The sequence below is a fragment of the Castellaniella sp. genome (genome assembly GCF_004321985.1).
Lineage (GTDB): Bacteria > Pseudomonadota > Gammaproteobacteria > Burkholderiales > Burkholderiaceae_B > Castellaniella.
Window position 1 is genome coordinate 15,872 of record NZ_SCQN01000007.1, and the last position, 14,466, is coordinate 30,337.

The 14,466-nt window shown below is 63.8% G+C and carries 14 protein-coding genes; 9 read left to right on the forward strand and 5 right to left on the reverse strand.

The features are described 5' to 3' along the window. Nucleotides 1-15: 15 nt before the first annotated feature. Nucleotides 16-2,697, reverse strand: coding sequence for a DNA gyrase subunit A (gyrA, locus tag EPN31_RS00980; protein ID WP_291768189.1), 2,682 nt, complete (start codon nt 2,695-2,697; stop codon nt 16-18). A 392-nt stretch (nt 2,698-3,089) separates the two neighbouring features. Between gyrA and ompA the strand changes: the two genes are divergently transcribed. The 7 genes from ompA to EPN31_RS01015 all read left to right on the forward strand — a co-directional run bounded on the left by ompA (nt 3,090) and on the right by EPN31_RS01015 (nt 8,369). Then, on the forward strand, nt 3,090-3,656 hold the full coding sequence (gene ompA / locus EPN31_RS00985; protein ID WP_291768191.1) for an outer membrane protein OmpA: 567 nt from the start codon (nt 3,090-3,092) through the stop codon (nt 3,654-3,656). Nucleotides 3,657-3,749: 93 nt separating this feature from the next. Further along, nucleotides 3,750-4,457, forward strand: coding sequence for a bifunctional 2-polyprenyl-6-hydroxyphenol methylase/3-demethylubiquinol 3-O-methyltransferase UbiG (gene ubiG / locus EPN31_RS00990; RefSeq protein WP_291768193.1), 708 nt, complete (start codon nt 3,750-3,752; stop codon nt 4,455-4,457). 3 nt (nt 4,458-4,460) lie between these two features. Then, the gene (locus tag EPN31_RS00995; RefSeq protein WP_291768196.1) at nt 4,461-5,168 is read left to right on the forward strand and encodes an HAD family hydrolase; all 708 of its coding nucleotides are present in this window, start codon (nt 4,461-4,463) and stop codon (nt 5,166-5,168) included. A gap of 14 nt (nt 5,169-5,182) precedes the next feature. Beyond that, nucleotides 5,183-6,172, forward strand: coding sequence for a diaminopimelate dehydrogenase (locus EPN31_RS01000; RefSeq protein ID WP_291768199.1), 990 nt, complete (start codon nt 5,183-5,185; stop codon nt 6,170-6,172). Nucleotides 6,173-6,243: 71 nt separating this feature from the next. After that, nucleotides 6,244-7,272 carry an ABC transporter ATP-binding protein gene (locus EPN31_RS01005; RefSeq protein ID WP_291768202.1) on the forward strand — a complete coding sequence of 343 codons (1,029 nt, stop codon included), beginning with the start codon at nt 6,244-6,246 and terminating at the stop codon, nt 7,270-7,272. Between the two features lie 80 nt (nt 7,273-7,352). Then, nucleotides 7,353-7,916, forward strand: a complete 564-nt coding sequence (locus tag EPN31_RS01010; protein ID WP_291768205.1) for a DUF924 family protein — start codon at nt 7,353-7,355, stop codon at nt 7,914-7,916. Nucleotides 7,917-8,027: 111 nt separating this feature from the next. Next, nucleotides 8,028-8,369 carry a carboxymuconolactone decarboxylase family protein gene (locus EPN31_RS01015; RefSeq protein ID WP_291768208.1) on the forward strand — a complete coding sequence of 114 codons (342 nt, stop codon included), beginning with the start codon at nt 8,028-8,030 and terminating at the stop codon, nt 8,367-8,369. A 61-nt stretch (nt 8,370-8,430) separates the two neighbouring features. Here the strand turns inward: EPN31_RS01015 and ypfH are convergent, their stop codons facing one another. After that, entirely contained in the window at nt 8,431-9,159 is a 729-nt protein-coding gene (ypfH, locus tag EPN31_RS01020; RefSeq protein ID WP_291768211.1) for an esterase, read from the reverse strand. Between the two features lie 56 nt (nt 9,160-9,215). Next, a complete protein-coding gene (locus EPN31_RS01025; protein WP_291768214.1) occupies nt 9,216-10,160 on the reverse strand; it encodes a 2-dehydropantoate 2-reductase in 945 nt (314 codons plus the stop codon). A 176-nt stretch (nt 10,161-10,336) separates the two neighbouring features. Between EPN31_RS01025 and EPN31_RS01030 the strand changes: the two genes are divergently transcribed. Beyond that, entirely contained in the window at nt 10,337-11,170 is an 834-nt protein-coding gene (locus tag EPN31_RS01030; protein WP_291768217.1) for a TrmB family transcriptional regulator, read from the forward strand. A 42-nt stretch (nt 11,171-11,212) separates the two neighbouring features. Beyond that, nucleotides 11,213-11,863 carry a hypothetical protein gene (locus tag EPN31_RS01035; protein ID WP_291768219.1) on the forward strand — a complete coding sequence of 217 codons (651 nt, stop codon included), beginning with the start codon at nt 11,213-11,215 and terminating at the stop codon, nt 11,861-11,863. A 104-nt stretch (nt 11,864-11,967) separates the two neighbouring features. Here the strand turns inward: EPN31_RS01035 and EPN31_RS01040 are convergent, their stop codons facing one another. Further along, a complete protein-coding gene (locus tag EPN31_RS01040) occupies nt 11,968-12,678 on the reverse strand; it encodes a TerC family protein (protein WP_291768222.1) in 711 nt (236 codons plus the stop codon). A gap of 315 nt (nt 12,679-12,993) precedes the next feature. Then, entirely contained in the window at nt 12,994-14,361 is a 1,368-nt protein-coding gene (locus EPN31_RS01045; protein WP_291768223.1) for a hypothetical protein, read from the reverse strand. Between the last annotated feature and the right edge of the window lie 105 nt (nt 14,362-14,466).

A 14,466-nucleotide genomic window follows, 5' to 3' on the forward strand; every position in this document is an offset into this window, starting at 1 on the left:
TTAAGCGTTGCTCGGTTAAGCGTTGGTATCCGGTGAGCCCGGGTCATCGTTCGGAAGCGGCGTGCCCCCCGCCCCTGAATCGTCCGCATCCGACGGCGAACCGGCCGGTGCGTCCTCGACATCGTCGGCATCACTCTCGACCACGCGGCGTACGCCCGAGAGCAGGCTGTCCTCGTCCACGTTGATGAGCGTGACACCCTGGGTGGCGCGGCCCATCTCGCGGATCTCGGAGACCCGAGTCCGCACCAGCACGCCCGATGTGGTAATCAGCATGATCTCGTCCTGGGGCTGAACCAGCACGGCCCCCACGACTTTGCCATTGCGCGCCGTGGTCTGGATCGCAATCATGCCCTTGGTGCCGCGCCCGTGGCGTGTGTACTCCACGATCGACGTGCGCTTGCCGAAGCCGTTCTCGGTCGCCGTCAGCACGCTCTGGGACTCGTCTTCGGCAACCAGCAGCGCAATCACGGACTGGCCGTCTTCCAGCGACATCCCACGCACGCCGCGCGCCGCGCGGCCCATCGGGCGCACGTCATTTTCGTCGAAACGCACTGCCTTGCCAGCATCGGAAAACAGCATCACGTCGTGCTGCCCGTCGGTGAGTTCAGCGCCGATCAGGAAGTCGCCGTCGTCCAGCCCGACTGCGATGATGCCGGCCTTGCGGGGATTAGAGAAGTCCGACAGCGGCGTCTTCTTCACCGTGCCGCGCGAGGTTGCCATGAATATATAGTGATCATCGGTAAAGGCCTTCACCGACAGCACCACGGTAATCGTTTCGCCATCGACCAGCGGGAACATGTTGACGATGGGTCGGCCGCGCGAGTTGCGCGACCCCTGGGGCACTTCCCAGACCTTGAGCCAGTACACCCGACCACGGTCCGAGAAGCACAACAGGTAGTCATGCGTATTGGCAATGAACAGCTGGTCAATCCAGTCGTCTTCCTTGGTGGCGGTTGCCTGCTTGCCGCGCCCACCGCGCTTCTGCGCCCGGTATTCCGACAGCGGCTGACTCTTGATGTAGCCAGTGCGCGAGAGCGTCACCACCATGTCCATGGGAGTGATCAGATCTTCAGTTTCGAGCTCGGTCGCGTTGAATTCGATTTCCGAGCGGCGAGGGTCACGCGCAGGATCGGAAAATTCGGCCCGCACCGCCTGCAATTCCTCGCCAATGATCATCGTGATACGATCCGGCCGCGCCAGAATGTCCAGCAGGTCAGCGATCGTATCCATCACATCCCGGTATTCGCTGACGATCTTGTCCTGCTCCAGCCCGGTCAGGCGTTGCAGGCGCATGTTGAGGATTTCCTGGGCCTGGACTTCAGACAACCGGTAGTGCCCTTCCGCCTGTAGGCCGAAGCGCGGATCCAGCCCGTCAGGCCGGTAGGCCTCGCGTCCACCAGACGCTACATTGGCATCGGCGCGCGCCAGCATCTCGCGCACCAGGGAAGAATCCCAGTCCCGCGCCATCAGTTCGTCGCGCGCCACGGGCGGTGTGGGAGCTGCCTTGATGATGGCGATGAAGTCATCGATGTTGGCGAGCGCGACCGCCAGACCTTCGAGCACGTGGCCGCGTTCGCGTGCCTTGCGCAACTGGAAGATGGTGCGGCGGGTGACGACCTCGCGGCGATGCTGCAGGAAGTATTCCACCATCTGCTTCAGATTGAGCAGGCGCGGTTGGCCGTTGACCAGCGCCACCATGTTCATGCCGAAGGTTTCCTGCAACTGGGTGTTCTTGTACAGATTGTTCAGGACGACTTCCGGGACCTCGCCACGCTTGAGTTCGATGACCAGACGCATGCCGTCCTTGTCGGACTCGTCGCGGATGTCGGAGATGCCGTCGATCTTCTTTTCGTTGACCAGTTCGGCGATGCGTTCCTGCAGGGATTTCTTGTTCACCTGATAGGGAATGGCGTCGACCACGATGGACTCGCGGTTGCCGTGCGGCAGATCCTCGAAGTGGACCTTCGCACGCATCACCACGCGCCCGCGCCCGGTGCGATAACCTTCGCGCACGCCCGTCATGCCATAAATGATCCCGCCCGTCGGAAAATCAGGGGCCGGAATGCGCTCGATCAGATCGTCCACCGTGCAATCGGGGTGGCGCAAACAATACAGGCAGCCCTCCACGACCTCGGACAGGTTGTGCGGCGGGATGTTCGTCGCCATGCCCACCGCGATCCCCGCGCTACCGTTGACCAGCAGGTTGGGCAGCCGCGAGGGCAGCAACAAGGGTTCCTGTTCGCTGCCATCGTAATTAGGCCCGAAGTCGACGGTTTCCTGGTCGATGTCGGCCAGCAGCTCGTGAGCGATCTTCGCCAAGCGCACTTCGGTATAGCGCATCGCCGCCGCATTGTCGCCGTCCACCGAGCCGAAATTGCCCTGTCCGTCGACCAGCATGTAGCGCAGCGAGAAATCCTGTGCCATGCGCACGATGGTGTCGTACACCGCCGTATCCCCGTGCGGGTGATACTTACCAATCACGTCCCCGACGATACGCGCGGACTTCTTATAAGCGCGGTTCCAGTCGTTGTTCAGTTCATGCATCGCAAACAGCACTCGCCGGTGAACCGGTTTCAGCCCGTCACGCACATCCGGCAAGGCACGCCCCACGATCACGCTCATGGCGTAATCCAGGTAACTGCGCCGCATCTCATCTTCCAGAGAAATGGGCAGGGTTTCTTTCGCAAAGGAATCCATATGGCGTATCCGCAAACCTTCAGGCATGTGTCGAAGCAGCCGTCTGCTCTCTTATAAAAGAGACGCACGACCAGCCGATGATTCTATCATTCTGCCGCAGCGACCAGCCGCGCATCGGCCTCAGCGGCGGAAACCGGCATGGTTGGCCGGCCGTTGCAAAAATCCCACAGCCGGCCGCCTCATCCGCAGGAAATCGCGACAACTGCGTATGCCAATGGATTTGTACTTAACCGCCCGGGGGAAAATGCCTTAAGATTTCGCCTAACACGCATGAAACCCAGCACAACTCTGAGTTTTCGATCTGGACATTGCTATACTGCAGTTGTTCTATCGGGATGCGGCGGGGGTTCGCTGCGGTCACTTTCAAGCATTACGCTCAAACGAGGAGAAACATGAACAAACCCTCCAAACTCGCCATCGGGCTCGCCATCGCTGCCATGGCAGCCGCCGGCACCGCTTCTGCTTCTGACAATTGGACCAACGTCGACGGCCACGTCTGGAAAAACAGCTACGGCGACTGCTGGCGCGATGCTAACTGGACCCCTGCCACGGCTGCCACCGAATGCGGCAAGCCCGTCGCCCAGGCCCCTGTCGTCGCCCCGACCGCCAGCAAGGTTGTCCTGAACGCCGATACGTTCTTCGACTTCGACAAATCCAACATCAAACCCGAAGGCAAGCAGGTCCTCGACCAGGTCGCCCAACAAGCCACCTCGATCAATCTGGAAACGGTCATCGCTACCGGCTACACCGATTCCATCGGCTCTGTTGCCTACAACCAAAAACTGTCCGAGCGTCGTGCCAACTCGGTCAAGAACTACCTGATCAGCAAGGGCGTCCCGGCTGACCACATCTACGCCGAAGGCAAGGGCAAGACCAACTTCGTCGCAACCAACAAGACCCGCGAAGGCCGCGCGAAGAATCGCCGCGTGGAAATCGAAATCGTCGGTACGCGCAAGTAATTACTCGCTGACCGCACCGCCATGCCCCGCGCATGGCGGATACAATAGGGTTCCGCATTTGCGGAGCCCTATTTTTTTGGAGTCTTCCTCCCCATGCCTGCGACTAACGCCAACCCGGCCGAACTCGACAAATTCAGCGCCCTGGCATCGGGCTGGTGGGACCCGCAGGGCGAACTGAAGACCCTGCACGACATCAACCCGCTGCGCCTGGACTGGATCCGTACCCAGGCAGGTCCGCTGGGAAACCAAAGGGTGCTGGACGTCGGCTGCGGGGGCGGGTTGCTCTCCGAGGCGATGGCATTGGAAGGCGCACAGGTCACCGGCATCGACCTGGCCGACGATTCCCTGCAGATCGCCCGCCTGCACGGCCACGAATCGGGCGTGCAAGTGCACTATGAATGCATCAGCGCGGAAGACTTCGCGGAGCAGAATCCGGGCCAGTTCGACCTGGTCACCTGCATGGAACTGCTGGAGCACGTCCCCGATCCCGCGTCGGTGGTCCGCGCCTGCGGCCAGCTCGTCCGGCCGGGCGGGCTGGTGTGCTTCTCGACGCTGAACCGCAACCCCAAATCCTTCCTGCTGGCAATCGTCGCTGCCGAATACGTGCTGCGCCTGCTGCCGCGCGGAACCCATCAATACGAACACTTCATCACCCCCAGCGAGCTCGCAGCGGCCGCCCGGGCCGCGGGGCTGGAAGTCGCCGCCCTGTCCGGGCTGGGGTACCAGCCGCTGACGCGTCACTACCATCTCACGGCCGACACAGGGGTGAACTACTTCCTCTCGGCACGCCGCCCGGACTGAACCATGCAGGCCCTCGTCCTTTTCGACTTCGATGGCACGCTGGCCGACACCGCCTTCGACCTGGCGGCGGCCGCCAACCAGCAACGCAACTACCGCGGCCTGCCGCCCCTGCCCTACGACACACTCCGTCCCCATGCCTCGCACGGCGCCAGGGGGCTGCTGAAGGCCGCGCTGAATCTCGACGCGGAAAGCGAGGCCTACGAAGCCGTCCGTCAGCAATTCCTGCACGATTACGCGCAGATCATGAACGAACACACGCGGCTGTTCCCCGGCATCCGTGACCTGCTCAGCCGGCTGCAGACCCAGGGCTTCACCTGGGGGATCGTGACCAACAAGACCGAGGTCCTGACCTGGCCCATGGTCCGGTACCTGGGTCTGCAGACACACTGCCGCGTCGTGGTCTGCGGCGACACCACCCCGCACATCAAGCCCCACCCCGCGCCACTGCTACATGCGGCCAGCCAGGCGGGCCTCCCGCCCGGACACAGCCTCTACATCGGCGACGACCTGCGCGACATCCAGGCGGGCAAAGCGGCCGGCATGGCCACGGTCGCTGCCGGCTACGGTTATTGTTCGATGGACGACCCCGCTAACTGGGGCGCCAATGCAGTCGCACACACCCCCGACGAGCTCTGGCCGCTCATCCGGCACTGGTCCGAAACGATCCAGGATCGTTCGGGCCAGCCGTCAGGCGGGACACCTGAAACCTGATACGAAGGAATCCCATGACTTCCCATGTCATCCGCATCGGCATCGCCGGTTACGGCAATCTGGGGCGAGGCGTGCTGGCTGCCATCGCACAACAGCCGGACATGCAGCTGGTCAGCGTTTTCACGCGCCGCGACCCCGCCACGGTCAAGCTGCCCAACCCCGCCGTGCCCGTCAAACGCCTGCAGGACGCACAGGCACATCGCCTGGACATCGACGTGATGATTCTGTGCGGTGGCTCCAAAGACGACCTGCCTGTCCAGGGCCCCGAGCTGGCGCAATGGTTCAATACTGTCGACAGCTTCGACACCCACCCGAAAATCCCCCAGTACTTTCAGAAGATCGATGACGCGGCCCGCGCTGGCGGCAATCTGAGCCTGATTTCGGTGGGCTGGGATCCGGGACTGTTCTCGGTGAACCGCGTCATGGCCGAAGCCATCTTGCCACAGGGCACGCCCTATACCTTCTGGGGCAAAGGCGTCAGCCAGGGCCATTCGGATGCCATCCGGCACGTAGCCGGCGTGCGCAACGGCGTGCAGTACACGGTCCCGATCCAGGCAGCGCTGGACCGGGTCCGCGTAGGCGAAAACCCCCAACTGAGCACGCGCGAAAAACACACCCGCGAATGTTTCGTCGTACTGGAATCCGGCGCCGATCCGAAGAGAGTCGAACACGACATCGCCACCATGCCGGATTACTTCGCGGACTACGACACCACCGTGCACTTCATTTCCGAGGCCGAACTCAAACGCGACCACACCGGCATGCCGCATGGCGGGTTCGCCATGCGCAGCGGCCAATCGGGCACGGGCGATCCACAAGTCGTGGAGTTCTCGCTGAAGCTCGCCAGCAACCCTGGTTTCACCGCCAACGTACTGGTGGCCTACGCGCGCGCAGCCTGGCGCATGAAGGCCATGGGACAGACGGGGGCCTGCACGGTGCTCGACGTGGCACCAGGCTGGCTGTCGCCCAAACCAGCCGAGACGCTGCGCAAGGAACTGCTCTGAGCGAACCGGCGCGCGCAGACGTCCACCTCGAGGACCTACGCAAAACCAGCAGCCCCCGGGCTGGGGCAACCGTGGTCCTGGATCGCTTCAACCTGACGATCCCGGCCGGGCAGATCGTCACGCTGCTGGGGCCGGCTGGTTGCGGCAAGACCACGCTGCTGCGCTGCATTGCCGGCCTGGACACGCCAGACTCCGGGACCATCCGGATCGGTGACCGAGTCCTCTGGTCAGACGGCCCGACAATCTCCGTACCTGCGGAAAAGCGCGAGCTGGGGCTGGTGATGTATCCCCCAATGCTCTGGCCACGCAAGTCCGTCCTGGAGAACATCGCCTTCGCCCTGCGTGTGCGCCACCTTCCAAAACCGGAGATCAACGCGCGCACCAGCCGGGTACTGGCGCTTGCCGGCCTGGAAAAATCAGCCGACAGCCTGGTCGGCAGCCTGGATACAGAATCACAGTGGTTCGTCGCACTCGCCCGGGCGCTCGTGAGCGAACCCCAGCTCGTGATTCTGGACGAACCCCTGGCGGACCTCTTTCACGAATCCCGCGAGGGACCGCGCCGGCGCCTGCGGCACTGCCTGAAGGAAGTTGGAGCAACCGCCCTCGTGGCAACCCGCAGCCGCACGGATGCGCTGGCGCAATCGGACATTCTGGCCGTCATGCGCGGCGGACGCGTCATCGAAATGGGCACACCCCAAGCCCTCTACTTCAACGCCACCAAGCCACTGGTCGCCGGCTATCTGGGCCACGCCAACCTGTTCGAGGCCACCGTGCGCGGCGTCGAGCAGGATTTCCTGTTGGCGCGCACCCCACTCGGCACCCTGCACTGTCAACGGCGCGACCTGAGCGAGGGCGCGCCCGGGGCGGTGAGCATCCAGCCTGAATTCATTCGGGTCAGCCGGCCCGGCTCGGGGCCCAGCTTCAACGTGATCGAAGGCCAGGTCCAGGCGCTGGAATTCGCGGGCGAATTCTATGACGCGGACATTGTCGTGAACAACCGGGTGATCCGCACGCGGGCTGAGCCGGATCTGCAACTCACCGTCGGGGACGCCGTCGAAGTCTGGCTGGATCCCGCACGCTGCCGATTCCTGGACGCCTGAACACACCACTTCCACACGGGTGTGGCGGTCCATGCGAAACGGTGTACCGTGACAATCACGTTCTCGACCGGACCACCGCCATGACACAACCAGCCCCCCCTTCCCACCAGCCCACCTTCCATGCACCGTCGGTCGTCGCCTTCTGGCGCGATGCCGGACCCGGACGCTGGTTCACCAAGGACCCCGACTTCGACATCGAATTTCGGACCCGCTTCCGGGACGCGCACTTTGCCGCAGCCCGCCAGGAACTCGAGGGCTGGCTCGACCAGCCGGTGTCGGCGCTGGCGCTGATCCTGCTGCTGGACCAGTACCCAAGAAACTCGTTTCGCAACACAGGACACATGTTTGCGACCGACGGTCTGGCCCTGCACTACGCCCGGCTGAGCCTGCATCACCTGGCCGCCATCGAACCGGAACTGCGCAACTTCATCTGTCTGCCCTTCATGCACACGGAAAGCCTGCCGGTGCAGGAAGAATCGGTCATGCTTTACCAGGCGCACGTTCCCGACTCACTGTACTGGGCCGTCGTGCACCGCGACATCATTGCGCAATTTGGCCGCTTCCCCCACCGCAACCACCTGCTGGGCCGCCAGACCACCCCCCAGGAACAGGCGTTTCTGGACAGCGGGGGATTCGCCGGCTAGTTTCGATACCCACCCCGACACACCCCTGGCAGCGGCAGGGTTCTGCGGCCGCGCAAGCGCCGCAGGGCTATGATGGAACCATCTCACCCCACTACTCTCAGGAGGTTTTCCATGGATTCACCGATGTACCCCCGTGCCTCTGGGGACCTTGCCAAACGCCGCGCGGAACTGGCACCCGAACCGCTGGCTGCCTTCAAGGCATTCAGCAAGGCGGTGTTCGCGCCCGGCGCGCTGGATGCCAAGACCAAGCAGCTGATTGCCGTCGCCGTGGCTCACGTCACCCAATGTCCCTATTGCATCAAGGGGCACACGGCAGGTGCGGCGCACGCGGGCGCCACGGACGCCGAAATCATGGAAGCCATCTGGGTGGCGGCAGAGATGAGAGCGGGCGGCGCCTATGCCCATTCGAATCTCGCCCTGCAGGTCCTGAACGACCTGCACGACGCGAAATAGCCTTTGCCGTCAACGCTCAACGGCATACGGGGCCGCGTACGGCCGGCGAGGGACCGCACCCTCAGTGCAGGGTGCGGGAGCCCGGCGGGTTCTTGCTGTCGGGATCGACGGCGCTGTACTCATCCACACGCGCATCGGGGGCGCCCATTGCCGCCTCCCAGCTCCGCAGCGGGACACAAGTCTGCAGCCTGACGATGGCCTGCTGGATCAACGCCGCGTGCAGATGGTGCCCGACGCCGGAGGCGATGTCCAGGGTGACGTCCGCATTCAGATCGGCAAATCGCGCATGCACCTGGCGCGCCTGATCCGCCGGAGCGACCGGGTCCTGCGCCCCATGCAGCAAGTGCAGGGTGGTCGCCGGAGGCGCCGATTCCGGCAGGGTCGCAAAGCGCGTGGAAAACAGTAGCGCCCGGCCGGCCAGCCCTGGTATCGAGCAGGCTTCCAGCGCCACGGCAGCACCCTCGGAAAACCCCACGATGGCCGTCTGCTCGCCGCGCAACCCATACTGGCGCTGCCAGGCACGGATTTCGCCCGCCAGCGACGCCGCTGCGTCTGCGACGAGCTGGACATAGCTTTCGGCATCCGGGGCAGCCTGTGCGATCCAGCGTCGTTCCTCCTGGTCCCCGAAGGGCGCATAGGGCTGGATGATCACGGCGGAACTGAAGGCCTGCCGGATGGCCGCCACCACGTTCAGCAGTTGCGCCGGGTCCGCGGATTCGCCATGCAGGAGCACGAACAACTGCGCCGCCGGTGGGACGGCGGGCAGGATCAGCAAAGGTTCCGGTCTCATGGTCACCATCCGTGAGTCATTTTCGTGCAGTTTAACTGCGGATCGAACCGGCCGCCTCAGGGCGTGGCAACCGCCGGCCCAGTGCTACCCCCGGCATGCAGCGCCAGGATATCGCGTACTGCGCGGTTGGCGGGCGTTGCCACGCCAGCCTGCGCGCCCAGCGCCACCACTGCGCCACTGAGCCACATGACTTCCAGCGGCTTGCCCTGTTCCAGGTCGTGGTACATCGAAGCTGTCATGGTCGGGGGAAATTTCTTCGTGAATTCCAGCCGGCTCTGGGCATAATCGTCAGGCAGCGCAACCCCGAGCGCTCGGCCGACCGCCGCGGTTTCCTGCATCAGATCCAACAGGAACTGGCGAGTCAGCGGATTGTCGCGAATGGGTCCGACGGGCTTGCGCATCGCCGTCGTCGCTGCAGACAACCCCACCAGAAGCACGAACTTTTCCCATATCCGCCGGCGGATGTCCTCTGCCAGCTCCGCATCGAACCCCGCTCTCTGGCAAGCTTCCAGAAAAACCAGCGCACGCGGCGAACGGCTGCCATCGAATTCACCAAAAACCAGCCTGCCCATGCCGCCCACATGGCGAACGACGCCGGGTCGATCGATGAACGCGGAGATGTAGGCGACCCCGCCCATCACAGCCTTCTCGCCGAACACCTGACGCAGAAGATCGTCCTTCTGGACGCCATTCTGGAGCGAGATGATGGCCGTCTCCGGTCCGAAGAGCGGACGCAGCATACGGGCGGCCGCCTCGGAATCTGGCAGCTTCACCGCGAAGAGCACCAGGTCCACCGGGCCTGCCTCGGCCGGATCGCTCGTCGCACGTACCGTCGCCAGATGGACGTTTTCCCCCTGGGTGTTTTCGATCAGCAGGCCGTGCTGTCGCAGGGCCGCCAGATGCGCCCCGCGCGCAATGAACACAACATCCGTACCCGACTGGGCCAACAGGGCTCCAAAGTAGCCGCCAACCCCGCCGGCTCCTACGACTGCGATTTTCATGGACGAGCTCCAAAAAGAATTACGGCCATCATAGGACAACCCGGGTTGGACGCGTACGGCAAAAGCAACGATCCCCTGCGGCTGACCGCGCACGGGACAAACTTTCACATGGTCGTGATCTTGACATCACTGATTCCTGAGCTATAGTAGTCGCAACAACAACTACTACCAGCCACATGGATACCATCACGGCACTGCAGCAGCTGGGCTTCTCCGAATACGAGGCACGCGCCTATGGGGCGCTGGTCGGCGCCGGCGAACTCAACGGCTATGGCTTGGCCAAGAAATCCGGGATCCCGCGCGCCAATGTCTACGCGGTGGCAGAAAAGCTGCTGGCGCGCGGTGCGCTGCTGCGGGTAGAGCACGAAAGCGGCCAACGATATGTAGCCGTGGCGCCTGAGCAACTCCTGCGCAAGCTCGCCACCGAACACAAACAGGCACTGGATGCAGCCCAACACACGCTGACGCAGGGCCTGACCAGACACGAGCCCGCCCCGGTCTTCAACCTGCGCGGTAATGAGCTTCTGGCGAAGGCAGCGGACATCATCGACGACTGTCATGATTCTCTGCTGGTCGCGATCCAGCCAGCCGACGCCTCCGCGTTGGCACAGGCCATGCACCGCGCCAGCGACCGCAACGTACGCATCACGACACTGTGCCTGCAGGCCTGCGAAGGCGTATGCGGCGGCTGCCAGGGCTCCGTCCACCGCTATGCCTTGGCACGAGGCGGCAGCTTGCGCTGGCTGGTGCTGGTCGCCGACCAGCAGATTGCACTCGTGGGCCAGGTGGGCGACAACAGCGCCGAGGGCATGACGACCCGCCAGCAACTGGTCGTGGAACTGGCGGCAGACTTCATCCGCCAGAACCTCGGGCTGGCCGCGATCTGCCAGAGCCTGGGCCAACGCCTCAAAGAATTGCTGCCGCCACAGGTGCTGGCGCAATTGAACGATTTATACCCAGACGGGGGGTTCCCCGCCTATTTACAAGCCTTGGGGCGCCGGGCGGCCTGAAGCCGCCGACACACAAGGTCCCCCTCCTCAAAGGAACGCAAGATGAAGATCTCCCACAAATTCACGACCGCGCCAGTCGTACTCGCTGCGGCACTGGGTCTGGCCCTGGGCGGCGCCACGCTGACCGCCGACGCAGCACCGACTCAGACCCAGACCGCATCCCACGCCATGAACTGGTTCGGCGGCCCAGCCTATGACGGCGCACCCGCACTGGAAGCAACCGCAGCACTGGTGAAGGCTGGCGGCGGCGCCCAACACTTCACCTTCGACAAGGCACTGGTGTCCATGCTGGGCGAAAAGACGGTCAATGCTGAAGTCGCCAAGCTAAACAAGCAATATGGCGAGAAGAACGTCAAGAACTTCATCGGCGGCATGACCTTCGCCATCAACGATGGGCTGAAGCGCGCCACCGAAGCCGGCGTCAAACTGCCGGCGGCCCCCGCCGACCTCACGGGCACGAAGCTCGCCAAGACGCTGGTCACGGCCGGCACGGCGCCTGACGGCGCCTTCTGGGCCGGGTACCTGTTCGACAAGGCCATCTCGCACAAGCTGCACAACCAGGTGATGGCCGACATCGACGTCAAGTTCGGCCATGGGGCCGATGAAAACACGCACAAGATCCTGAACCAGGCCATGCACGACGTCGCGCAGGCTCTGGGCGACAAGAACGTGAAGCTGGCGTCCTTGCACTGATTGATGCCACGGCGGCAACAGCGAGCCAGGCTCGCCCCGCGCCGCCAATGACCGACATCACACTGGCTGACCGCACCACGCGGCCAGCCAGTTTCGCATCTGGATCAGGCGGCCTCGCGCGGCGCCGCCGCCGCACGGCGGCGCGCCAACAGACGACCTGCCGCGATAACCAGGACGGCCCCCACAATCTCGGCACCGATCTTCAGGCCGGGCGGCGTACCCACAGTGTCGATGAACACCTGGTCCGTCACGAGCATGCCGCCCGCAATCCACCCCAACAGCCCGGCACCTGCCGTGACCACCATCGGGAACCGATCGATCAGCCGCAGTACCAGTGTGCTGCCCCAGACGATGATGGGCACGCTCAGGACCAGGCCAAACGCCACCAGACCCATCTGGTGCGCGTCATGGGCATTCTGGGCCGCCCCGGCAATGGCCACTACATTGTCCAGACTCATGACGAGATCGGCGACGATGATGGTGCGAATGGCCGACAGCACCGTCGCGCTGGCATGCACATTGCCCTGAGTGTGATCATCCGGCAGCAGCAGCCGGACGCCGATCCAGAGCAGCAACAGGGCCCCCACGACCTTCAGGAAGGGGATCGCCAGCAGAGTCAGTGCGAAAGCGATCAAGACAATGCGCAAGGCAATGGCGCCCACCGTACCCCACAGGATTCCCTGCAGCCGCTGCCGGTGCTCCAGCTTGCGGCAGGCCAGTGCAATCACGACCGCGTTGTCCCCTCCGAGCAGGACGTCGATCAACACGATCTGAAAAACGGCGCCCCAGTGCAGGGTGTATAGAAATTCAAGCATCAGTGCTCCTGTTGTCGAAATTGAGTGCTTCGACCCGAGCCAGTCCGCCCTACTGGGCAGTGTGGCGACAGCAGACGCCATCGCCAGACACAAAAATGACCTGGGCCCCTTCGGGGTTCAGGTCATTTCCGGAGAGGAGACGCACCTTGCCACGAAGGCAAGGTCTTGCTCGCAACCTGAGTTGCCCGCGCACCGAGTGCCTGTGAAGGCACTGTCTTGACGATGCAACGGAAAGTGAGCTACTCCCCTTGATTCAGCTAATTATAAGCGAAGAACGGTCCAAAGGGGCCGTACCGGTTCAAACCGGTACGTTCCCTATTCGCCGCGGCGCCTGTCGTTGCCACGCTCCTGGCCACCGCCCCGGCGATCGGTCGGCTCCTGCACACGTGGTGCCGGGCGCGACTCAACTCGGGGAGCAGCCTCCGGACGAGGGGCCGGACGCTGCTCGAACCGGGGTGGTTGTGGCGCTTCAGGACGCGACGGGCGTTGCTCGAACCGCTGCGGTTGTGGCGCTTCAGGACGCGACGGACGCTGCTCGAACCGCTGTGGCTGCGGCGCTTCAGGACGCGACGGACGCTGTTCGAACCGCTGTGGCTGCGGCGCTTCAGGACGTGATGGACGCTGCTCGAACTGTGGCGACGAAGGCTGCTGAACACCATGGCGGTTCATGGGTTGCTCCACACGCGGCGCCGACTGAGGCGTCACCGGGCGTTCCGCCGGGCCGCGCGGCGGCATGGCTGCATCCTGTGCACCACCCCGCTCGAAACGAGGGGCCCCCGGGGCCGAAGGCTGCATGCCCGGCCGCTGCGTCTCTGGCCGCTGTATCTCCGGCCGATTCCGGCCCTGCGGCCTTTCGGTGGCCTGCGGGTCTGCCCCTGGCTGCCGGCCGCGGGACTCCGCGCCGGATCCCTGGGTCTGCGTCACACCAGGTTGCGGCCCATGGTTACTTGGCGATGCGGGCTGCAGTGGGCGGTCCCCAGAGAACCGGCTGCGGTTGGTGTCATAGCGCTGCGCCGGGTTGCGCATGGCCGCGTCCCGATGGTTGACCTGCTCCTGCGTGGCCTCGAACCGGCGCTGATTGGCAAACGCCCGCTGTTGCGCGCTGGGTTGGGCCTCAATCCCGCCCCGCCCACCGTTGTAGCTCACACGGTTGACGGTCACGTTGCGAATGACGGTCCTGTCGATGTAGGTATTGTGGATGTTGGTCACATCCACATGGCTCACGGCGGTGTTGTAGTAGAAGCGGTTGTTCATCCAATAGCCGCCGCCGTAGCCCACGCCGAAATAGCCGTAACCGTAGTTGATCCCGCCATAGAAGCCAACCTCGGGGCCCCAATAGCCAGGATGCCAGCGGTAGAAACCATCGAACCACCCCCACCAGCCGGGCGTCCAAAGCAGCCCGACCGTCGGCGGCAACACCCAAGCGCCGTCGACCCAGTAGAAGTAGCCAGCTGGAGACCAGGCCCAATAGCCGGGCGTCCAGATATACCCCTGGCCGGGAGCCAACGGCTGATCATAGACAGGCAACATCGGTGGCTCGGTGCTGATCGCAACTCCAGCGCTGAAATCGTTGCCGCTCACACCCACGCCCACGCTGACAGCTGCAGTTGCCACCGGTGAAACTGCCAGAGCCGGCAGCCCCATCAAGCCGGCCAGAAACACAGTCGACGCAATCCGCTTCATGATCCTATCTCCAGCCCGCCGATTGGCTGAGCTCGAGGACATTGTAACGACGCCACCACCACACAACTCGGCCCAATCTGTACCGAATTCGTCACTTCTACTACC

Coding starts and splice junctions, on each gene's coding strand:
- gyrA (WP_291768189.1), bottom strand. CDS start 2,697: ATGGATTCCTTTGCGAAAGAAACCCTGCCCATTTCTCTGGAAGATGAG.
- ompA (WP_291768191.1), top strand. CDS start 3,090: ATGAACAAACCCTCCAAACTCGCCATCGGGCTCGCCATCGCTGCCATG.
- ubiG (WP_291768193.1), top strand. CDS start 3,750: ATGCCTGCGACTAACGCCAACCCGGCCGAACTCGACAAATTCAGCGCC.
- EPN31_RS00995 (WP_291768196.1), top strand. CDS start 4,461: ATGCAGGCCCTCGTCCTTTTCGACTTCGATGGCACGCTGGCCGACACC.
- EPN31_RS01000 (WP_291768199.1), top strand. CDS start 5,183: ATGACTTCCCATGTCATCCGCATCGGCATCGCCGGTTACGGCAATCTG.
- EPN31_RS01010 (WP_291768205.1), top strand. CDS start 7,353: ATGACACAACCAGCCCCCCCTTCCCACCAGCCCACCTTCCATGCACCG.
- EPN31_RS01015 (WP_291768208.1), top strand. CDS start 8,028: ATGGATTCACCGATGTACCCCCGTGCCTCTGGGGACCTTGCCAAACGC.
- ypfH (WP_291768211.1), bottom strand. CDS start 9,159: ATGAGACCGGAACCTTTGCTGATCCTGCCCGCCGTCCCACCGGCGGCG.
- EPN31_RS01025 (WP_291768214.1), bottom strand. CDS start 10,160: ATGAAAATCGCAGTCGTAGGAGCCGGCGGGGTTGGCGGCTACTTTGGA.
- EPN31_RS01030 (WP_291768217.1), top strand. CDS start 10,337: ATGGATACCATCACGGCACTGCAGCAGCTGGGCTTCTCCGAATACGAG.
- EPN31_RS01035 (WP_291768219.1), top strand. CDS start 11,213: ATGAAGATCTCCCACAAATTCACGACCGCGCCAGTCGTACTCGCTGCG.
- EPN31_RS01040 (WP_291768222.1), bottom strand. CDS start 12,678: ATGCTTGAATTTCTATACACCCTGCACTGGGGCGCCGTTTTTCAGATC.
- EPN31_RS01045 (WP_291768223.1), bottom strand. CDS start 14,361: ATGAAGCGGATTGCGTCGACTGTGTTTCTGGCCGGCTTGATGGGGCTG.